16 protein-coding genes are annotated in these 22,293 nt (G+C 60.3%); 6 read left to right on the top strand and 10 right to left on the bottom strand.

The features are described 5' to 3' along the window. Window positions 1–132: 132 nt before the first annotated feature. The 6 genes from AAAX35_RS05400 to AAAX35_RS05375 all read right to left on the bottom strand — a co-directional run bounded on the left by AAAX35_RS05400 (window position 133) and on the right by AAAX35_RS05375 (window position 8,605). Complete coding sequence (locus AAAX35_RS05400; protein WP_117769499.1) at window positions 133–1,515, bottom strand: 6-phospho-alpha-glucosidase; 1,383 nt, start codon at window positions 1,513–1,515, stop codon at window positions 133–135. 3 nt (window positions 1,516–1,518) lie between these two features. Further along, a complete protein-coding gene (locus tag AAAX35_RS05395) occupies window positions 1,519–3,135 on the bottom strand; it encodes a PTS transporter subunit EIIC (RefSeq protein ID WP_117769497.1) in 1,617 nt (538 codons plus the stop codon). 99 nt (window positions 3,136–3,234) lie between these two features. Continuing rightward, a complete protein-coding gene (locus tag AAAX35_RS05390) occupies window positions 3,235–4,089 on the bottom strand; it encodes a PRD domain-containing protein (RefSeq protein ID WP_117848435.1) in 855 nt (284 codons plus the stop codon). A gap of 18 nt (window positions 4,090–4,107) precedes the next feature. Continuing rightward, window positions 4,108–4,620 (bottom strand): PTS glucose transporter subunit IIA, encoded by a 513-nt coding sequence (locus tag AAAX35_RS05385; protein ID WP_158556878.1) that lies wholly within the window; start codon window positions 4,618–4,620, stop codon window positions 4,108–4,110. Between the two features lie 343 nt (window positions 4,621–4,963). Further along, entirely contained in the window at window positions 4,964–5,725 is a 762-nt protein-coding gene (locus AAAX35_RS05380) for a 4Fe-4S dicluster domain-containing protein (protein WP_117769493.1), read from the bottom strand. A gap of 621 nt (window positions 5,726–6,346) precedes the next feature. Next, window positions 6,347–8,605 (bottom strand): DEAD/DEAH box helicase, encoded by a 2,259-nt coding sequence (locus AAAX35_RS05375; protein ID WP_195234716.1) that lies wholly within the window; start codon window positions 8,603–8,605, stop codon window positions 6,347–6,349. Window positions 8,606–9,112: 507 nt separating this feature from the next. Here AAAX35_RS05375 and AAAX35_RS05370 point away from each other — a divergent pair. The 6 genes from AAAX35_RS05370 to AAAX35_RS05345 all read left to right on the top strand — a co-directional run bounded on the left by AAAX35_RS05370 (window position 9,113) and on the right by AAAX35_RS05345 (window position 16,720). Further along, window positions 9,113–10,075 (top strand): FHA domain-containing protein, encoded by a 963-nt coding sequence (locus AAAX35_RS05370; RefSeq protein ID WP_117769491.1) that lies wholly within the window; start codon window positions 9,113–9,115, stop codon window positions 10,073–10,075. 171 nt (window positions 10,076–10,246) lie between these two features. Next, a complete protein-coding gene (locus tag AAAX35_RS05365) occupies window positions 10,247–12,331 on the top strand; it encodes a DUF6273 domain-containing protein (protein WP_349116975.1) in 2,085 nt (694 codons plus the stop codon). A 652-nt stretch (window positions 12,332–12,983) separates the two neighbouring features. Then, window positions 12,984–15,323 (top strand): heavy metal translocating P-type ATPase, encoded by a 2,340-nt coding sequence (locus tag AAAX35_RS05360; RefSeq protein WP_349116974.1) that lies wholly within the window; start codon window positions 12,984–12,986, stop codon window positions 15,321–15,323. 147 nt (window positions 15,324–15,470) lie between these two features. Continuing rightward, on the top strand, window positions 15,471–15,692 hold the full coding sequence (locus AAAX35_RS05355) for a heavy metal-associated domain-containing protein (protein WP_055251893.1): 222 nt from the start codon (window positions 15,471–15,473) through the stop codon (window positions 15,690–15,692). Between the two features lie 135 nt (window positions 15,693–15,827). Continuing rightward, complete coding sequence (locus tag AAAX35_RS05350) at window positions 15,828–16,100, top strand: metal-sensing transcriptional repressor (protein WP_022094020.1); 273 nt, start codon at window positions 15,828–15,830, stop codon at window positions 16,098–16,100. 146 nt (window positions 16,101–16,246) lie between these two features. Beyond that, on the top strand, window positions 16,247–16,720 hold the full coding sequence (locus tag AAAX35_RS05345; RefSeq protein ID WP_349116973.1) for a hypothetical protein: 474 nt from the start codon (window positions 16,247–16,249) through the stop codon (window positions 16,718–16,720). Window positions 16,721–16,811: 91 nt separating this feature from the next. Here AAAX35_RS05345 and AAAX35_RS05340 read toward each other — a convergent pair whose 3' ends face one another. The 4 genes from AAAX35_RS05340 to AAAX35_RS05325 form a co-directional block, all read right to left on the bottom strand. Continuing rightward, window positions 16,812–18,215, bottom strand: coding sequence for an amidohydrolase family protein (locus tag AAAX35_RS05340; RefSeq protein WP_349116972.1), 1,404 nt, complete (start codon window positions 18,213–18,215; stop codon window positions 16,812–16,814). 262 nt (window positions 18,216–18,477) lie between these two features. Beyond that, window positions 18,478–19,554: a hypothetical protein gene (locus tag AAAX35_RS05335; RefSeq protein WP_349116971.1), complete on the bottom strand. Its 1,077-nt coding sequence runs from the start codon at window positions 19,552–19,554 to the stop codon at window positions 18,478–18,480. Between the two features lie 194 nt (window positions 19,555–19,748). Further along, window positions 19,749–20,456: a hypothetical protein gene (locus tag AAAX35_RS05330; RefSeq protein WP_349116970.1), complete on the bottom strand. Its 708-nt coding sequence runs from the start codon at window positions 20,454–20,456 to the stop codon at window positions 19,749–19,751. 354 nt (window positions 20,457–20,810) lie between these two features. Then, window positions 20,811–22,292: a glutamate synthase subunit beta gene (locus AAAX35_RS05325; RefSeq protein WP_349116969.1), complete on the bottom strand. Its 1,482-nt coding sequence runs from the start codon at window positions 22,290–22,292 to the stop codon at window positions 20,811–20,813. Window position 22,293 lies beyond the last annotated feature (1 nt).

The following is a 22,293-nucleotide window of genomic DNA, read 5'->3' as shown; positions in this document are numbered from 1 at the left end:
GCGGTGAAAATGAACATTATCGCAGATAAATGCCATATTTGATAAAACGCGTTACCAAACGACAATGCCCCGCCCACGCAATCACGTGGGCGGGGCATTGCTTCAGGCATGCGGCCAGCGACCCTGTTGCTTTTACTTAAGCTCGGGCCAGTAACCCTTGTTGGCCTCGATCATGTCGTCGAGAACCTCCTTGGCGACCTTCATCGACGGCACGGTCTTGTTGAGCGTAAAGGCCTTAAGCGCCTTCTCGTACGAACCCTCGATCGTAGCCTCGACAATGAGCTTCTCGGAGTTCAGCTGCTGCATCATGAGGCCCTGCTGGAACAGCGGAATGTTGTCGCGGCTGATGACCTCGGGGCCGTTCTTGCCAATGTAGGCAGGCAGCTCGACCATAGCGTCGTAGGGCATGTTGGGGATGGCGCCCTTGTTCTCGCAAATGACCAGGAAGCGCTGCTTGGTGTCGTTCTTCAGAGCGATAGCCAGATCGGCAATCCAGTCGCCGTGGCTACCCGCATAGAACGTGCTCTCGTCGATCTCGCCCGTCTTCTCGTAATGGTCGATACCATCAAAGAGGTTCTTCTCACGCGTCTCCTCAACCTCGTTAGCACGGGTGCGCTCGGGGTTGGAGTGCTCGACGAACTCCTTCTGCTGCAGGTAGTAGTTCAGATACGTGTTGGGCAGGTACTCCGGGAAGCACTCCATGATCTCGTACTCGCCCTTCCAGACGTAGTACCAGCTGCCCTTGGTGTGGCGGTTCTGCTCGGGGTGCTCGTCGACGGCCTCCTCGGGCTTCTTTGCCATGAGCGAGCCCATGCCCTTGAGGTAAGAGTCGGGCAGCAGAATCTCATGCTCCTTGATGTACTCGCGCAGCTGCGGGAGCACCTCCTCGCCCTTGTGGCGGATCGAGGTGAACCAACCAAAGTGGTTGAGGCCAAAGTAATCGTACTCGACATCCTTCTTGTCGATATCGAGCGCGGCGCAAACCACGTCGATGATCGCGATCGGCATGTCGCAGATGTTGATGATACGAGCGTTGGGACGCAGCACGCGGCAGCCCTCGGAGACGATGGCGGCAGGGTTGGAGTAGTTGAGAATCCAGTAGTCCTTCTTGGCGTACTTCTCAACGTCATCGATCAGCTCGACCATGGGGAAGATGGTGCGCATGCCGTAGGCAAGGCCGCCGCAACCGCAAGTCTCCTGACCCACGCAGCCGTGACGCAGCGGAATCTTCTCGTCCTGCTCGCGCATGGCGTAGCCGCCCACGCGCATCTGGGCAAACACGAAGCTCGCGTCGGTAAAAGCCGTCTTTTTGTCGGTGGTCACCGTGAGCTTGATGTCCAGGCCGAGGTCCTCGTGCAAAATCCAGTCCACGAGCACGCCGATCTTGCGCTGGCGCTCCTCGTTGATGTCGTACAGACGAATCTCGTCAACGTCGAGCTCGTCCTTGCGCAGGGCGATGGACTTGACGATGCCGGGGGTAAAGGTGGATCCGCCACCACACAGAGTAATGATCATTGTTTACTGCTCCTTCTCAATTGCGTTTTCGACCTTGTCGCGCATCTCGGCGACCTTCATGCCAAAGATGATCTGGATATTATTGCCGTTGCGGTTGATGCCGCTGTTGGGCACGTGGTTGATGAGGTCCTCATTGATGAGGTCCGGGTTCTTAACGTTCACGCGGAGACGCGTAAAGCAGTTCTCGAGCTCCTCGATGTTGTCCTTGCCACCAAGACCTGCGACCAGGTCGGCAATACCTGCATCGACGCCCTCTGCGGGAGCCGCGGCAACAGCGCCCTGCTTCACCGCGACAGACGCGGCGGCCTCGCCCTCGGCAACGGACTCGGCGAGCTCGGACTCCTCCTCGCGACCAGGCGTGTGGAGGTTGAGCTTCTTAATAAGGAAGGTGAAGAGGAAGAAGTACAGAGCGGCGTTGACGACTCCAAGCACCAGCATAACCGGCCAGTTGGTCTTGTCGACACCGAGGACCAGGTTGGAAACCACGATGTTGATGATGCCGCCTGCAGTCGAAGCGGGCACGGAGAGGACCTTGAGCAGGACCAGGAAGATGCCGGAAAGAACCGAGTGAACGACAAAGAGCACGGGAGCGGCAAAGACAAAGAGGAAGTCCATGGGCTCGGTGACACAGGAGAGCACGGCGGTGATGATCAGCGGGATGATAACGGCCTTGGTCTTATCCTTGTTCCCCTTGTAAGCGGTGACGATAAAGGCGAGACCGATACCGATGTAGGGCCACAGGTTGTTGAAGGTGTAGCTGTTGAAGTAGGTGCTATCGGAGAAGGGCTGGCCCGTCATTGCCATCTCGGCGACACGGATGGGGTAGGCGCCGGCGATAACCTGATCGCCCAGTGTCAGGGTGCCACCCACATCGGAGAACTGGAACGGGGTGTAGATGAGGTGGTGCAGACCGGTGGGAACGAGCAGCTTGTTGAGCATGCCGTAGATAAACAGACCGATGTTGCCCGACTCCTTAATGATGCCGGCAACGGAGGAGATGGCGCCCTGAACCGGAGGCCAAACGATGCAGAAGCCAGCGCCCATGATCCAGGAGATGATGATCATAATCAGGAACGGGAAGCGAACGCCCGAGAACATCGAAAGGGCAATGGGGAACTGCTTGTTCGAGTACTTGTTGAACACGGCACCGGTGATGCAACCGAGAATGATGCCGCCAAACACGCCAGTATCGAGTACCTGGATGCCCATAACGGTGGCCTGGCCGGTTCCGGTAAGACCGAGCATGCCGCTCGCATCGGCAAGAGAGCCGGTGGCGTTGAGCACGATGTTGTTAGCCTGCAGGAACAGGAAGAACGACATCAGGGCGATCAGCGAAGCATGACCCTTGTTCTTCTTTGCCATGGCGCCGGCGATGCCCACGCAGAACAGAATCGAGAGGTTGTTGATGATAAACATCAGCGACTGATAGACAACGGCGCCCACAAGTTGGAACGGACCGGAGCCCAGTACGGGGACCAAAGCGCAGATGGTCTTGTTGGTCAGAATAATGCCCACGATGAGCAGGATGCCGGCAACCGAGAGATACATCATCGGCTGGACGATCGACTTCGCGAACACCTCCAACGGCGCTTTGAAATTGAACTTCTTTTTTGCGGTCATAGCGGTACTCCCCTTCCTTTTCCGCAAATTAAGACAGATGTGCCCTAGACAAGACCGTGAGCCTTGCCTTATATCAATCGATGTGTGGGCACGTTATGCCTAGAGACCAGGTTCTCCAAGCAGGTTAACAATGTGATATGCGAGATAACTCTTTTCGGCATCGGTAACGACAACGTTATAGATAGACGACAAGTGAGCGGCTATGGCGTCCGCGCACGAGAATGCACACGGATACGCCGTTTCATCGATTCGGAACAGCGCGTCTCCGTTGATTTGCCCGGCCGTAGGATCGAGCGCTCGCTGTGCGAAAAACTGCAGGTGACGAACGAAACGTTCGTAAGGCAGCGAGGTGTCATCGAGGGTCGTAGCATAGCGCTCAGAAACAATCGCGAGCACGTCGCGAACAAGCTGGACCGAAACAATCAGACGATCGGAGCGTTGCGGCATGGTGGCGTTGACGATATGCAGCGTAATGAAACCCTGCTCTTCTTCGCTCATCTGGATGCCCATATACTCCTTGATAATCTGCAGCGCACGGCCCGCAAGCGCGTACTCCTTGCGATAGAACTGCTGGATCTCGAGTAGCAACGGATTCTCACAGGGGACGCCCTTGCGCTCGCGCTCCAAAGCAAGGCTGATATGGTCTGCGAGAGCAATGAGAATCTTATCGTTGATGTCGGCATTGAGCTCTCGACGAAGCATCTGAACGATTTCCTCGGAAATCACGAGGTTGACGGTGGGGATGGACTCCAAAAGATGTGCCAAGCGGTCAATCGTACGCGAGTCCTGAGAAGTTCCCTCCTGCAACGCGTAGGTCTTTTCGATCGACGCCTCGTCGATGGCATCGCCGGCATGACGGCCAAAGCAGAGGCCTCGACCGATGACGATGAGCTCGGAGCCATCGTCCGAAGTGACCATTGCGACGTTGTTGTTAAAAACTCGCTTGATAACCACGGTACCCACCACAAGAATTTACTCGGAAAGCCAGACGACAGGCTCTTTAACAGCAACAGGGCCGGAAGCATGCTCACGAAGAGTCGAGTTCTCCGAACGCTCGCACACGATAACGAAGACCGTGGGATCAAAGCCGGCAGCGCGAACCACGTCGAAATCGACCTCGACGAGGGGCTGGCCCGCGTCAACGTGATCACCCTGGGCAACAAGCGCATGGAAGCCCTTGCCCTCAAGTTTAACAGTGTCGATTCCGATATGCAGCATCACCTGAGCAGAGCTGTTATCGGACATGATGCCCAGCGCGTGCTCAGTCGGAAACAGAGCGGCGACGGTACCGGAAACAGGAGCGCACACCGTTCCCTCTTGGGGAACCACGGCAACGCCATCGCCCACTGCACGGCTGCTAAAAGCGGGGTCATTGGTTTTTTCTAGATTAACAAGCTCGCCGGAAACGGGAGCGAGGATTTCGAACTCGGAAGCCGCAGTCGTCTGCTTATCCGAACCACCCATTAGGCGAGAAAAGAAACCCATGGTGACATGTCCCTTCATAAATATAGCCCAACCAAAATCAATCGAATGCACCCATTGAGACACACCCGTTCTAAGACTTTGGTTAGGCCCACGTCCGAGGGGACTCGGTAACCTTCCGCATTTCTTTTACGGGGGTTATTATAGACAAGCCCAAAGCCGGAACAATCATTATGACCGGCGAACGGTATTTTTTCTCCGATAAACGGTATTTATGCGGTACTTAGGGACGTTCCTTTTCTGCCGGCACCCGGGGACACTCCTTGCTCTGGTGCATTGGGGACAGGTTTGTTTGCACCAGGTCGGTGCAGATTAACCTGGCCCCATTGCGCCAATTTCGTATGCGCTAGATGAAGAGCTCGCATTCCTTCCGCACGACGCAAACCTTGCTCAGCATCTGGGAAACAGCGGATAGTTTGCTGGAATCAAGCTTGCGAGCACCTCGCGGACATACGGCGATGCAGCGCATGCAGGAGATGCACGCCTCGCCAGCTGCTCGTTTGGAGTCACCCTTGTCGATAGCACAAACGGGGCACGCCGCGGCGCATGCACCGCAGGAGACGCAATCCTCTGTTGCCTCGGGCGCCATGCGGTGACCTCCAGCTTGTTTATAAGGACGATTGCCGGGGATAGAGGGCTCGGACGCATCCTCAGCCAACAGCTTTTGCTGAATTTGCTGAGCAAACTCAGCAAGCTGCGCCGCATCCTGCGCATCCGGACGACCGGCAGCAAACTGTCGCGCAATGGAATGTTCTGCAATGGCCGCAACTGCCGCGATCACCCGGAATCCCGCATGCTTCGCAACGTCCTCCAGCTCTACGAGCGTGTCCTCAAACGCGCGGTTTCCGTAGACGCACACCAGAACGGCCCGCGCTCCGTTGCCGTGAACCATGCCCAACCGGTCAGCCACCACAGCCGGGATTCTACCGGCATACGCCGGCACAGAGATTACGGCCACGTCGTCCTCAGTCATCGAGACAGCGCTGAAATCTAGCCCGCTATCGGTCAGATCGACGGTAACGGTATTCTTGTCCAGTGCCCCGGCCACAAGGCCAGACACCTTCTGCGTTCCACCCGTCGGACTAAACACAATTTCGAATACGCTCATCGAGACACCCTCCCCCTACGTCTGGCAACGCGTCAAGCCGTTTTCACATCCAGCCAGAGTATACGGCACGTGGGATCCCCATTTTGGTGCATCAAGCACCCCAATGCACCAACCCTACGCTGTCTGCCTCTTCGTTTTGTATAAATTACGGTACAGATTGTATATATTTACGGGATACCGCCGTGTTCTCCCGAGGTACCCCATCCTGGCCCGTGCAAAAAACGGAGTATTCTGCAACGTGACCGCGCCAGCAATACCCCGAGCGGGCAAACCTTTAGGGCGCTGCGTCATTTTGGGTTCCGACATGGCGAGAATGACGCGCCCCTGCTCCGGAAAACGACGAAATCTGACTCAGAACGCTCGCTAGGGATATCCGAAAGCCACCGTTGGCGACGTCAAATCATATGCAGACAACTCGAACTGCAGAATACTCCAAAAAATGCACGGCGCACCCCATGGGACCCATTGCCGCATGGTAGGAAACAGGCCCACGGCATCCTCTAGATGCATTCCCGAGGAAATCACATTTGAACTAGCGATCGGATACGGCAAACAAAAAGGGCCCCGAGCGTAGTTGCTCGGGGCCCTTGGTTCACCTCGCTCTAGCGGGCGATGCGTATGTTACTTGCGCTTGCCGCCGCCGTCACCGGGGCGACGGGAGCTGCCGCCGCGCTTGCCGCCACGACTATTGCCATAGCTACCACGATTATCGCGACCGCCGGCACGGCCGCCGCGGGAGCCGGCCTGGTTGCCGCCACGCCCGCCACGATAGCCGCCACGACGCTCCTCGCGGGTATCGTCGTAGTTGCGCCAGTCATCGCGACGATCGCGGCTGGCACGCGGATCGCGGCGATCGCGCGACTCGTTAGAGCGGCCAGCACCGCTGCGGCTGCCATTGCCACGAGTGCCCTCGCGATGCTCGCCGCCACGGCCACCGCGCTCATCAAAGCGCTTGCCGCCACGGGACTCGCCGCCGCGAGTACCACGCTCGCCACGCGAACCGCGGCCCTCGCCGCCACGGCGCTCATCACGGCCGCCGCGCTCGCCATCGCGACCGGAACGACGACGATCGCCCGAACCACGCTTGCCGCCACGCGAGCCACGGCCCTCGTCCTCGCGCTCAACACGGCGACGACCGCCGCGGTCCTCGTCCTCGCGGCGACGGCGATGCGCCTCGCCCTGGAACTGCTTGGCACGGCGCTCGGCACGGTTGCCGCGCGGGGCCTGCTCAACGACACCAGCACCGCCGCGCTCCTCGGCAGCCACCTCGCGGGCCACGCTCTCCACAGCCTCGTCCACGCGAGCCTGAACGCCCTCGCGCACGCGGGTCTTGCCGCCGCGCTTGGGACGGCTCGGACGCTCACCGTCGCCGCGACGCTCGTCTCGACCGCGGTTGGAACGACCGGCCACATCACCGTAATCGTCGCCGTTGCGTTTGCCGTCGCGACGCGCCTGCTCAAGCTTCTTCTTGCTCTTGGACTTGCCGCGCTTGGTTTTCTTCTTCACCTTAAAGGCCGCAGGATCGCGCTCGGGGTCAACCGCGGGCGGATTGGGGCCCACATGCAGGTCGCCGGCCTCGTAGATGTCGGCGGTCTTGTCCATGAGCTTCTCGATCTCGTAGAACTCATCGACATCCTGCTCGGTCACAAACGTGATGGCCCAGCCCAGCTCGCCGGCGCGGCCCGTACGGCCAATACGGTGGATGTAGTCGGTCGGCTCGGCCGGCACGTCAAAGTTCACGACGTAGCGCACGTCGCTGATGTCGATGCCGCGGGCGAGCACGTCGGTTGCCACCAACACGTCGACGGTACCGTCGCGGAAGGCCGAAAGGGCACGCTCGCGCTGAGCCTGGCTGCGGTTGCCGTGAATCGCGGCGGCCTTGATGCCCTTGCGCTCCAGACGACGGCAGCAGCTGTCGGCGCGGTGCTTGGTGCGCATAAAGACGATGGTGCGCTCCGGGCCCTCCTTCTTGAGGAACTCGGGCAGCAGATTGTTCTTGGCCTCGATGGACACCGGGAATACAAACTGGTCGACGGTGTCGGCGGTCGACGTGGCGGGCGCGATCTCCACGCGTGCCGGGTCGCTCACCAGGTCGGTGATCTCGCCCACGGCCTCCTCGTCGAGCGTGGCCGAGAACAGCAGCGTCTGACGCTCGGCCGGCGTCTCGCGCACAATGCGGCGGACGGCGGGCAAAAAGCCCATGTCGAGCATGCGGTCGGCCTCGTCCAGCACCAGCACCTTGACCTCGTCCAGGTGGCAGGCGCCCTGCTCGATCAGGTCAACCAGACGGCCCGGCGTAGCGACCAGGATGTCACAGCCGTACTTGAGCGCCGCGGTCTGCGGCTTGTAGCTCACGCCGCCCACGACGGTCACGGCGACATGGCCAGTGACGTCGGCAATCTTGCTCGCGACCTCGTCGATCTGCTGGGCAAGCTCGCGCGTGGGGGTGATGACGAGCATCAAGGGACCGCGACCGTTGCCCTCGGGCTTCTTGGCGCCGCGACGGCGGTTGCGACCGCCACGCTCGCGCACGGGCTTGGGCGGAGCGATGTGCTCCAGGTTGTTCATGGTCGGCAGCAAGAAGGCGGCCGTCTTGCCGGTGCCGGTCTGAGCAGCGGCAAGCAGGTCGCGGCCCTCGAGCACCACGGGGATCGAGCCAGCCTGGACAGGCGTGGGCGCCGTGTAGCCTAGGTTCTCGATAGCACGAAGCATCTCGTCCGAAAGGCCCAGCTCGTCAAAGGCGGGCAGGCTCTCGGTAGCGGACTCGACGGTCTGGGCAGCATTGGCCTCATCGGCGGCATCGAAGGCAGCCTGGGTCATGGCCTCGCGGGCCTCGTCCAGAATCTCGGCGTCCGTGACGTCGGATACAGAATTACGCATATGTTGTTGTTCCTTATCTGCACGCGCAATGGGCACGGCATGCGGCCGCGCGGGCGTGCTTGGTAGTGCGCTAATACATACAAAAACAGGTGCGCACAGAGAGGACGTTGCTCAGCACGCTGGCGATCGCTTTGGCAGCCCTATCACGCGCCGTCCAGACGCAGCAGCTCTAAGCGATGGAGCAGATTCGCCGCCGGTTAGTATACCCGCACTCCGTATGCCCCCACGTAAACCACAGATGACGAGGCGGACGGGGCGGGCCTGGCCGATTGTCTCAATCTGTAACAGATGCAGGGCAAAACCGGGTCCAAATGTTACAGAACAAGACAGAGGGGGATTTCCGTCCAGTCCAAACCAAATCTCTCAGTCTTCCTGCAATTTCGAACATGTGGCCTATAATGTTGCTTTGGTTACGCTGTATATTGCGCAGCCATTTAATACGTCGCCCACCGGGAGCCATTAATTCCTATCGCCATATTGGCTAGGAAGCAATCAAAGGAGGTATCCGTGGCAGCAGAGACGCCTTGCTCGGTCCTCTATAACGATATTCGCTCGTTCGGCGGTCTTAAACATCTCGAGATCGCCCGAATGCTCATCAATGGAAACTCTTATCTCGGCAGTACCCTGCTCGAGAAATGCTCTTCCAACCGCTCGTATCTCACCCGTTACATCGTCCATCGCAAGCCTGACCAGTGCGCGCCCGCCATCTACAGCGACTTTACCGTCACCACGCTCCACCTTTCCGCGGCAATCTGCAGCAAGCTCGGCGGCGGCGAGTCCGCCTATCGGGCAATCGCCGAGCACTATCGCGGTCCGGCCGCCAACGAAATGATGTCGGCTCTCGCCAGCTACAAGCTGGACAGCCGCCTATATGCAAATGCCCTCAATCGCATCGACAACTTTGACGGCAATGCCGTGCGTGAGAAAAGCACGCTTTACCTTATGCTCTTTGTGGCAACGGGGGCGCTCGCCGATCCCGTTCAGGGCGTGGCCACCGTCGAGCGCTTTTGCGACAGCAAGACGGGTGGGCACTTTGGCACCACCGAAACTACCGTCGGACGTGGCTTTATGGGCAGTCTGGATCAGCCGCACGCCGTCGCTCCCAACCTCGGTCTGCTCAGGACACATGCCGACAACTGCGTCGACATGCAAATCCATCCCCTCACACGCGATCCGCGTGGCACGGTAATTGGATCCTTGCCCAAAACCTCGCCCAGCATCACCGATGTGGGCGCCGACGCATCGCGCGAACATCTTCGCATTTGGCTTGAGGGTGAGCACTGGTACGCCCAGGGCCTTGGATCGACCAACGGCACGGTGCTCGAATCGGGCGCGGGCGACGGCGATATCGTAATCGAGCCGCCGCGCGACCTACGCGAGCCCGGCAAGATCTATCCCCCCGTGGAAATCGCCAACAGCGACAGGCTCCATCTGGGTCTCTACACGACATTCCTTGTCATTGTGGACTAGCACGGACGGCGATCGGAAGACGGTCGCCGTCCGTCTTTCGTCTTCTACCTTCTGCGTCGTAAACGACAATACTCAGCGGTATATGTGGGCAGTGCGGCTATCATGGTACTTTACCGATATCCGCACTGCTCACGTATACGCGCGGCAACCCATGCCAGACAAAGGAACGCCATGGATACTACCGATAGCGCCTATGGCGACAAACTCATCCGTCTTGACACGTTCGACACCGCCGTGGCGGTCGACCCCAGCGCCGAGGACGACGCCAAGCGTCGGTTTATGACGCTTATTCTCCAGACGGCCCACCGCAACAACGGCAACATCGGACACGTGCTGCGCGCGACCAACACGAGCGGCGAGGTCTTTGCCGTCAAGCTACTCAAGGACAACGCCATCCTTTCCGGCCAAGCCCCCGACCGCTCCGCCGAGCAATCGGCAGCGCACCTGGCCAGCACCGCCGCGCTGTTCGAGGAGTACCGTCATCTGTGTACCGTCTCGCACCTGCGCGGATTTCCGCGCGTCTATGGCTACGGATCGTGCGAGGATGACCCTCTCATCCTCATGGAGTGGGTCGAGGGCACCTCGCTCAAGCAGGCGCTGCCCCTGCTTCCTCACGACGCCTCGGGCGGGCTGACCACCCAGATGGTCGCCGCCGTCGGAAACGCCGTGCTTCGTGCGCTCTTGATGACCCAATGCCTTGTGAATCCGGTCGTCCATCGCGACCTTTCGCCTGCCAATATCATGTTCCGCACCACCAGCCGAACGCTCGAGCAGCAGATCGTCGATTGCTCCTTTGACCCTTGTCTCATCGACATGGGCTCCGCGACCATGGCTCTCGGCGACGACACGATCACCCGGCGCGCCGACATCTGGCGCTTTGCCACGCCCGCATACGCCGCGCCCGAGATGCTCACGCAGGATATCGAAGGCATCGCGGCCCTTCGCCGTTCGCCGGCAATCGACGTCTATGCGCTTTCGAGCATTTTGTACCAGCTCTACAGCGGTCGCAAACCGTTTGACTTTGAGTCGACGGACGCCGCTGCAACCGGCTCGTTCTATCTCGTAAAGACCAAGACCAAGCCGGCACCGCTCGAGCCGCGCTGCGAGGGCGATGAAGCGCTCGTCCAAATCATCATGAAGGGTCTCTCAGTCGAGCAGTGCGATCGTCCCACCGAGCAGCAGATGCTCGAGGCGCTCTCGGCATACCTCACCGATGCCGAATCCGAGGGCCGCGAAGGCGCGGGCAGTGACGCCGCAATCGACATCGACTCCGGTACGCACCTTAAGGTCGACGTCGCCGGCGAGCGCGCGCGAGAGATCCTGGAGCAGGCCCGGCACGATGCCATGACCCGCCGCCGCTTTATTATCGGTGGCGTCGTTGCAGTCGTTGCGGGGCTCAGCGTCATTGGGGCGGCGACCCATGGCTTTGGCATCCCCGACTACCTTGACGGCATCCGCGGTTCGCTTGACGACTACACTTGGGATCAGCTGCAGGAGATCTCGCTCAAGATTAAGGCCGCCGAGACCCGTAGCGAGGCACGCGAGATTGCCAAGCGCTATCATCTGCTCGATGACAACGGGCATATCCCCTATCCGTGTACCAAGCGCGTGAAACTCACCAACGGGCTGGAGGTCGGCGCGCAGCTTGTGGGCATCCGTCACGATGAGCTTCTGGACGGGACGGGCAAGGCCGGACTGACGTTTATGTTCGACGCGGGTATTGCCGAGCGCAACGCTGCAGCTGAACTGCCGAGCGCCGGCTGGGCAGATTGCGAGCTGCGGGAATGGCTCAACGGCGACGGCCTTAAGCTGCTGCCCAACGAGTTGCGCGCACTCATTAAAGGGGTCAAGAAGGTCTCGAACAATGTGGGCGCCGCCAACAGCGCATCGTGCCTGAGCGAGTTGCCCGCAACCCTTTGGCTGCCCGCCATGGTCGAGCTGTGCGGTACGCAACCGTCCGATTCGTTTGCCGAGGACTATCACTACCTGGCAGACATCTACAACGGCGAGGGCAAGGAGTATCAGCTCTTCCGCGAGCTCAAGGTGAGCCCGTATTCCACGAACGAGACGATGGTCCACCAGTGGAAGGGCAAGGACACCTGCTGGTGGGAGCGCACGGTGAGCCCCGACACATCGGAGAGCGAAGACACGCTCTACATAAACCGTGTGGGCCACGACGGCGACGTCTTTACGTACGCAACGCCTGCGGACAAGCCAAACAAACGAACCTGCGTGATCCCCGGATTCTGTATCTAAAGAGCGGGCGTCTTGCCGTGACGGGACCCCTCCCCGGCAAATGTCTCGATCTGTAACACTAGCTCGGCAGATACAGGTCTAGATGTTACAGAACGAGACAAACCCCAACCCCGCGAGACAACATCTCAATCCGTAACAGTAAGGGGTCAAAAACCTCTCTAGATGTTACAGATCAAGACATTTGAGTTGGCCGCGGACGGTCTGTCTCGATCTGTAACAGTAAGGGGTCATATTTCCCGCCAGATGTTACAGATTGAGACATTGAGTTTATTGCTGAAGGTTCGTCTCGATCTGTAACATCTGGAATCCAAAAACCGGTCTAACTGTTACAGATGGAGACAAACTCAAACCTCTCAAAACAAAATCTCAATCTGTAACAGTTAGAGGTCATTTTCCCCGCTAGATGTTACAGATCGAGATATTGATTTGCCGCCGGAGAGTTTGTCTCATTCTGTAACAGCAGCTCGGCAAAAACTGGGCTAGATGTTACAGATTGAGACGAAGGGCGGGGATGGTGCACCAACCCGGCAGCCACCCTCATCTGTAGCGAAATGTCATACATTTCTTTCTGTACTGGACACCCCCAGGGGGTATGGGTGTATAGTATCGGCAGGTTAACATTTCCGACACTACGTCACAGAAAGGAGAAGCCATGGCTCAAGATAAGTTCGACGTGGGCGGCATGACATGCGCCGCCTGCCAGGCGCATGTGGATCGCGCCGTGAGCAAACTCGACGGCGTCCAAAGCGTCGCGGTCAATCTGCTCGCCGGCTCTATGCTGGTGGACTACGACCCTGCGCAGGTCTCCCCCGACGACATCTGCACCGCTGTCGACCGCGCGGGCTACTCGGCCTCACCCATCAGCACGGGCACCGACGCTGTCCAAAGCGGAAGTGCGCAAGCCAGGTCCGGCGCCGCCCATATGGAGTCACCGACCAAAAAGTTGGAGGCCGCCGCCTCTGCCATGCGCACCCGCCTCATCGTCTCGATCGTATTCCTCATCCCACTGTTCTACATAGGCATGGGGCACATGCTCGGCTGGCCGCTGCCCGGCATCTTCACCGACCACACCCACAGCATGACGCTCGCGCTCACCGAGCTCGTCCTGCTCATTCCCATCGTCTACGTCAACGACGCGTACTTTATCAACGGGTTTAAATCGCTCGCGCACGGCGCGCCCACCATGGACGCCCTTATTGCCGTGGGCGCCACCGCCTCCATCGCCTGGTCGCTCTACGCCATGTTCATCATGGCCGACCAGCTAGCCGCAGGTCAGGTGCACGAGGCCATGATGACGAGCATGGACAACCTGTATTTTGAGAGCGCTGGCACCATCCTGTCGCTCGTCACCGTGGGCAAATACCTCGAGACGCGCAGCAAGTCCAAGACCGGCGGCGCTATCGAGGCGCTCATCGACTTAGCACCCAAGACCGCGACCGTCGTGGCAGAGGACGGCAGCGAGGCCACCGTCGACGTCGATGCCATTCTGCCCGGCCAGGTGCTGCGTGTGCGCCCCGGCGAGTCCATCCCTGTCGATGGCGTGGTGCTCGAGGGCAGCTCGGCCGTGGACGAGAGCGCGCTCACCGGCGAGTCCATCCCCGTGGAAAAGACCGCCGGCGACACCGTCAACGCCGCCACTGTCAACCGCACCGGCTCGTTTGCCTTCCGTGCCACACGCGTGGGCGCCGACACGTCGCTCGCCAAGATTATCCAGCTCGTCGAGGACGCCAACGCCACCAAGGCGCCCATCGCCCGCATGGCCGACAAGGTCGCCGGCGTGTTCGTGCCCGTGGTATTCGTGATCTCGGCCATGACCTTCGTGGCGTGGATGGCACTGACCGGTAGCGTGAACGAAGCGCTCACCTCCGCCGTCGCTGTGCTGGTGATCAGCTGTCCGTGCGCATTGGGTCTGGCCACGCCCGTCGCTATTATGGTCGGCACCGGCAAGGGCGCCGAGATGGGCATTCTGTTCAAGAGCGCCGAGGCGCTGGAGAATCTGCGCAGCGTGGGCACCGTGGTGCTCGATAAGACGGGAACGGTCACTCGCGGCAAGCCTGCCGTGACCGATATCGTGGTAGCCACGCGCGCCGACGGATCGCCCGCCATGAGCGAAAAGGCGCTGCTCAAGCTGGCCGCCGCGCTGGAGCGCTCGAGCGAGCACCCGCTGGCCGAGGCGATTATGGCCGAGTGCGAGACACGCGGGATCGTCGCGCGCATGGTCGAGGACTTTGCCGCCGTGCCCGGTCGTGGCGTTACGGCGCACGAGGGGCAAAACGCCATTGCAGCCGGCAACGTACGCCTGATGGACGAGCTGGGCGTTACCGTGTCCGCGGGTCTTGCCGAGCAATTTGCCGCCGAGGGCAAGACGCCGCTGTTCTTTGCCAAGAACGGCGAGCTTGCCGGCACCATTGCCGTGGCTGATGAGGTCAAGGAGACGAGCGCCGGGGCCATCGCCGCATTGCGCTCGCTTGGCGTCGACGTGCGCATGCTCACCGGCGACAACCGCGTCACTGCCGAAGCAATCGCCCGCCGCGTGGGACTGAGCAGCGAGCAAGTCATCGCCGACGTCCTCCCCGCCGACAAGGAACGCCATGTGCGCGAACTGCAGGACGCGGACGGCAAGGTCGCCATGGTGGGCGACGGCATCAACGACTCCCCCGCCCTGGCGCGCGCCGACGTGGGCCTTGCGATCGGCACCGGCGCCGACATCGCCAAGGAGGGGGCAGATGTGGTGCTCATGCGCAGCGACCTCATGGACGTCGCCCGCGCCATCGAGCTGTCGCGCGCCACGATCCGCAACATCAAGCAGGACTTGTTCTGGGCGCTGTTCTACAACGGCATCGGCATTCCGCTTGCCGCGGGCGTGTTCTTCCCTCTCACGAGTTGGCAGCTCTCGCCGATGTTCGGCGCCGCGGCCATGAGCCTGTCGAGTGTCTGCGTCGTGTCCAATGCGCTGCGCCTGCGAACCTTTAAGCCGAAAGTGGCAAAATAGGCTCACCATTCAGTCCATTTAGAACGGGTTTTCCAGATGCCCGAGATTGACCTGAAAGAGGAGCGACGCGTACTTTGATACGCGAGCGACGGCTTGAAGGTCAAGGTCGGGTGCCTGGGAAAGCCGACACAACAGAGAGGAATATCCATGCGTTTCACAATTAAGACTTCCGGCCTTATGTGCGGCCACTGCGACGCCACCGTCGAGACGGCGCTGCTCAACGTTGCCGGCGTAACCGATGCCGACGCCGATCACGAGACCCAGACTGTCCAGGTGGAGTGCGCCGACACCGTGACCGCCGAGCAGCTCGCCGCCGCCGTCGAGGGCGCCGGCGAGAAATTCCATGCCCTGTCCGTAACCGCCGCGTAGCAGGCGCCACCTACTCCATCCTCAGAAGTTGCGGTGAAATACGGACTGTTGTGCCGCCCTAGGCCTTTAAACGGTCCGTATTTCACCGCAACTGACGGGGACATCCGGAAGATCGACCAGAAACGAGGACCCGCCATGATGGCAGACCATAAATCGGTGACCCGCATGCTCAAGACGGCACGCGGCCAGATCGACGGCATCCTACGGATGGTCGAGGAGGACCGTTACTGCGTCGACATCTCCACGCAGCTCATGGCAACACAGGCGCTCCTCGCGCGCATCAACGCCGACGTGCTCAAGGCGCATATCGAGGGCTGCGTGACTTCGGCAATCGAATCGGGCGACGAGGACCTCAAAGCCGCCAAGCTCGCCGAGATCGAACGCGTCGTCGACAAGCTCTCCAAGTAATTGGGGCATTGGGGACAGACTTCTTTGCACCGTCTTGGTATTCCGAGGACAGGTATGTTTGCACCACATTGGTGCAAACATACCTGTCCCCCTTGCTCTAAATCGGGTATAAAGGCGTGCAGCATATCGAACGAAAGGCAATTTGCATGAATGACTTTATGAAGGGTCGCAATGGCGCCGATGAACTCACCATCGTGATGGGTTTTGCCGGCATCGTCATCGCGATGATCGGATCGATAGCCCGCATCCAGTGGCTCAGCTGGATTGCCATCGCCGTCATCGTGATTGGCGTGCTGCGCGGCCTGTCCAAAAATATCGACGCACGTCGCAAGGAGAACGAGGCCTTTGTCGCCACGACCGCCAATGTTCCCGGCTTGGGCAAGTTCGTCGCCAGCTTGGGCGGCGGCGCTGCAGCGGCTAGCACCTCACGCGCAGCCGGCACCAATAAGGAAGACTTTGAGCGTGCCAAGCGCACGGCCAAGAAGATGTGGAAGGGTCGCAAAACCACGGCATACCTCAAGTGCCCCAACTGCGGCCAGATGCTCTCCGTCCCCAAGGGCAAGGGCAAGATCCGCGTCACCTGCCCCAAGTGCCACGCCAAGATGGAGACGCGCTCCTAGCCGCCATACCATGGGACAAATAAAAGCCGAGGCCTCGCACTGAGACCTCGGCTTTTTTGATTATGACAAAGGGATTGCCCCTTTGTCACACCTATGCCACGCCGTCGCGGGCGAGCTCCTCGGCCAGTGCCTCGGACGGCATGGCCATAATCGTGTCGAGCTCGGCGTCCACCTCGAGGATGCGCTTCACCTTGAGCTTGCGCACCAGATCGCCGCGACACATCACGTGCATCGGCTCACGCAGAGCGCACAGGTCATCGAGCGGGTTCTCGCGCGTCACCAAGATATCGGCAGCCTTGCCGCACTCAATTGTGCCGGTCTCGCCGCCCAGCCCCAGCAGCTCAGCATTGACTTGCGTAGCTGTATGCAGCGCGAAGGCGTTGCTCACGCCGACATACTTGGCAAAATAGGCCACCTCACGCCACATGTCGTACTGCGTCACGAACGGGCAGCTCGAGTCCGTGCCAAGGCCCACCTTAACGCCAGCTTCCAGTGCGGCACGGGCGCTCTCGATGATGCCCGAGCACACGATATCGCCGTTCTTCTTTTGCGTATCGGTCGAATGGGTCTTTTCCGGGTCGAGCAATACAAACGGCAGCGCCGGGCTGATAGTGCAGGTCACACTCGGAGCACGCCCCTCGAGCTGCGTGCCCGCGGCGCCACGGTACAGCTCCAAGATCTCGGGTGTCAACGGAGCGCCGTGCTCAATCGTGTCGACGCCGGCCTGAAGCGCGGCCTTCACACCTTCGGTGCTCTCGACATGGGCCATGACCGGCAGCCCCGCGTTGTGGGCAGCTTTGCACGCCGCAGCGGCAACCTCCACGGGCATACGCAGCACGCCCGGCTCGCCCACCTCGGTCGCATCGAACACACCGCCCGTTACGAACAGCTTAATGACGTCGGCACCGCGCGCATACAGGTCGCGCACCTGTTCGGCTGCCTCGGCGGGACTGTTTGCCACCTGGGCGAACAGTCCCGCACCATGGCCGCCCGGCACCGTGACGCCCGTTCCCGGCGCCACCAGGCGAGGACCTTGATACTTGCCGGCATCGATAGCATCGCGCACGGCCAGATCGGCAAACAGCGGATCGCCCGCGCCGCGCACCGTGGTCACGCCACTTGCCAGTTGTTGTTGGGCGCTGCCCTTAAGAATATGGCGCACGATGGCGCGCCCCACGGGATTATCGAGCTTCTTCATCAGCGCGCCCGCATCGCCCGCCGAAACCGGCTTGCCCGAACCGCACAGATGCACATGCATATTGATGAGACCGGGCATGAGATACGCACCTGCCAGGTCGATGACCTCGGCACCTGCAGGTGCCTGCGCCACAGCACTCGGCCCCATCCACGTGATGACACCGCGCTCAACAGTCACGGCCATATCGGGTTGCGGCTCCATATGCTCCGAACCATCCAGGACGGTCGCATTGATAAACAACGTGGAACGATCGGCAGACGCCATATCGAGCTCCTCCCCCTCAGAAAACTTGAACATCTGTCCATTATTATCCAGTGTAGCCCGATTGCCATAGACATATCGGTTAACGGAGGGAAGAGGGGATGTGGGGGACGGAATACGCTGCAGTCCCACCCCAGCGACACCAGGGAAATATCTCGATCTGTAACAGATACAGGGTTGTTGGGCCACTTGATGTTACAGATCGAGACATTCGGTCGACGTTTCACCGGCTTGTCTCGATCTGTAACAATTACGAGCTCAAACAACCTCTAAACGTTACAGATTGAGACAAAACCTCTCAGCGCCCATACCACTGACGTCTCCACTCCTCAGCCAAATCGGGCCGTCGCGGAATACCTGCCAACCTCATTTTCTCGACCAGCTTCCCCGGGTCTTTGAGTTCGTTAAACGTAAACCGAAGCACCTTATGCCCGAGCATTGTCAGATGGGACTCCCGTTGACGTTCTGCCACGAATGGGTCGACCGACTCCCGAACCTCGCCGCTCTGCAGGGTGTACTTCCCCTTTCCGTCGAGCTCGCCGATGACACACGTCCCGTCCTCGAGCTGCCAAAAATAGTCGACGCGAAATACCTGGCTCGGATCGAGCGGGTCGCGAAACTCCACCTGCAGCTCCGGAACCGGAAAGCCGTACGCAATAAAGAACGCTCGGAACCGAGACTCGCCACCGTTTTCGGACAGCCCGTCCGCATACGACGCAATCACCTGTGCCCTACGATACCCTCGCCTGCCCTCGCAATCGACGCGGAGGCGCTCGCACAAATCCCCACGTGATACGTCTTTCGCCCGCAGTGCAGAATCGGCAATCGCCAACCCGTAGGAGAACGGCGCACGAAGCAAGCAATCCTCCACCGTGCGCCAAAATGACGTCACCTGCACGCCATCAACACGCTCGAGCGCGCCCGCCATCTGCGGACGCAACAACCTGCACCCGCTGTTCAACGTCATCGAACAGCCCGTCTTAACAAGAAAACGCGGCCCGAGCAGATCATTCGGCACCTCCAAACCCCACAAAAGCGCCGCGTCATAGCCCCAAAACGCCCAATCGGGATGAAATTCCGCAAGCCCTTTGATAGTCCTCAGCGCTCGCTCCGCCGGCGTCAATGCATCCCAATCATGCTGAAAACAGAACAGGTACGGCTCGGGCTCCGCGATATCGTCGGTTCCAACATGGCGTCGCAGCCACATGAGCTCGGTATTGTCATGCGTTGCGAGCAGCGCACCCTGCTTGGCCGTCTCCGTGAGACGCGCGAGCATCCTGTTCCGCGCCAGCGTGTTGCGAGTCGTATGCTTGTGTTTGAGAACGGTATTAGACACTTTCATCACCACCACGTCAGACAAATGGACCATCGTCACCGTTGCCTCCGCTGACAAATGTCTTGATCTGTAACAGGAAGACAGTCTTTGAGCCTCTAGTTGTTACAGAACAAGATCTTTCGGCAGCCGCCAACCTTCCGTCTCAATCTGTAACAGTTACGGGCCCAAACAGCCGCCAAACGTTACAGATCGAGACAAAGTCAGGGGCAGCAGGGCGACACCAGTCACATCCCCTACTCCCACTCCTGCTCATAAATATTGAGCGACTTTACGTACCGCCCCTGGGCGCCCATGATGTCGCGGACCAGGCGCAAAAAGAAGCTAATGCACGAGGTATCGAAGCCGTCCTGCAGGTCCTCCGGATGCACCGCACCCGGCCCATCGACCGCCGTGTCGCTCAGGCGCGCGATGTCATACAGGTAGAGCTGCCCCGTCGTCAGCCAGACATCGTCGACGCAGGCGAGGCGCACCGCAATCGCGCCGTCGTTCCAGTGCTCCTTTTGCACGATATGCGGGTCGTAGACATCAAAGCGAAGGTCTGTGCGCGTATCCTTCAGCACAACCATGCCGTTCGCAGGATCCTTGTCCAAAATGCCAAAGCGCGAGAAATACTGTGTGTCGCGCACCTGCTCGAGCCGCTTGAGCGAGGCAGGCGAAAGCGATGCCGGCGGCTCGTCAACATATAGCTCGAGCAGCGTCTTGCCATGGCGATAGGGGCGCTCAAAGAGCAGCCAATCGGTAAATGCCATGTTGTAGGCCATAATTTCGTTTTGGGAAGGCTCGGTGCAATAGCTGAGCCACGGGTCGACAATGATCTCAAACTGCTCGCGCGCCGGCTCCAAAAACTGAAACTTCCGCAGCATCCAAAAATGGGCCATGTCGGCAATATCGTTGCCGACGGCTTCAGCCAGATGCGCTCGGTCTAAAACGTGGTCAGTCACGGCATCCTCCTCAAACTGATGAACCTCAATTTGAGCTTACGAGGAGGGTGGGCAGCCACTGCCAGCACGGACAAAATAGGCCTCCGGCTGCAAACCAACTGCTGACCAAACACTTGACGGGATGCTTGACCGAAAATGCGCACCGCAAAGAAACCGCAGGCAGGCATAGACAGCCAACCCGCCTTTTCGAGCCAAGCGTCCACAGCCGCCACAGAAACAACAGGTGACCACAGCCCAAGAAGTCGACAAATGAACACCTGTACGTCGACAAATGAGCAAATCGCTCGCAAAGAGTGTCCCCAACGACTAGACAAAAAAATGACTAGTCATTGGGGACGTTCTTAAATGACTACTTTACAGCTCCAGTGCGTCGGCGATTTCGGCAGCGCAGGCCAGGGCGTCGGCCATAGCGTTCACCACGAGCGAGCTGCCGTTACGAGCGTCACCGGCCACGTATACCGGCGTGGCGTCCGCGGCAACGTTGTCAGCACGTGCCGCGAGGTGCGAGCCCTCAGCAGCCATCACAGGCAGCGGACGACCAGCGGTGGCAACAGGCACGCCTACCGCATCGAGCACGCCATGCTCCGGACCCGTAAAGCCACAGGCGATGAGCACCAGCTGGGCCGGCACCTCGTGCTCGGAGCCCGCGATGCGTTCGGGCTTGCCAGCCGACCAATCCAGATCGACCACGCGCAGGCCCGCTGCCGCGCCCTTCTTGTCCAGCAGCACCTCGAGCGTATCCACGCCCCAGGCACGCATCTCGCCGCCCATGGCAGCGATAGCCTCCTGCTGACCGTAGTCGGTCTTCTTAACGTTGGGCCACTGCGGCCAAGGGTTGCTCGCCGCACGCTTATCGGGCGCGGCCGGCAAGAACTCAAACTGGCGCACACTGCGCGCACCCTGGCGCACCGCGGTGCCCACGCAGTCGTTGCCGGTATCGCCGCCGCCAATGACCACAACGTCCAGGCCACGCGCGTTCACCGCGGGCTCACCACCATCGAGCACCGAGATGGTCGAAGCCGTCAGGTAGTCCACGGCATACACCACGCCGGGCGCATCGATGTTCGCAGCAGAAAGCCCACGCGGGGCGCGGGCGCCGGCAGCCACCACGACGGCGTCAAAGCCATCGAGCTTGGCCGCCACCGCAGGGTTCGTAACGTCAGCGCCCAGCTCAAAGACGATACCCAGCTCGCGCATAAGTGCCACGCGACGCTCGACCACGGACTTCTCGAGCTTCATGTTGGGAATGCCGTACATGAGCAGGCCGCCCGGGCGGTCGTCACGCTCAAACACCGTCACGCGGGCACCGCGACGCGCAAGCTCCCATGCTGCCACCAGGCCAGCCGGGCCGGAACCCACCACGGCAACCGTGGGCGCGCCCTCCCCTGCCGGCTCAAAGCGGCGCGGACCGCCATTTGCCCACTCATGGTCGCTGATCGCGCGCTCGTTGTCGTGAATCGTCGTGGGCTGGCCGTCGACTGAGCCCAGGTTACACGCGGCCTCGCACAGCGCCGGGCACACGCGGCTCGTGAACTCGGGCATAGGCGAGGTGAGTGACAGACGCTCGGCAGCCTCGTCCCAGCGGCCGCGATACACTAGCTCGTTCCACTCGGGAATCAGATTGTGCAGCGGGCAGCCACTCGGACGCGCCTTGCCAAAGCTCGCGCCCATCTGGCAAAACGCCACACCACACATCATGCAGCGGCTCGCCTGGGCACGGCGCGCATCGCCGTCGAGCTCCACGTACAGCGGATCGAAATCGCGGCTGCGCTCCTCCACGGGGCGCAGCTCGTGGGTCACGCGATCGATATCAAGAAAAGCACCGGGCTTACCCATG

The sequence above is a fragment of the Collinsella sp. CLA-ER-H11 genome (assembly GCF_040092445.1).
Lineage (GTDB): Bacteria > Actinomycetota > Coriobacteriia > Coriobacteriales > Coriobacteriaceae > Collinsella.
The sequence above is the reverse complement of the archived record's forward strand: the minus strand, read 5'-3'. Positions and strand labels throughout refer to the sequence as shown.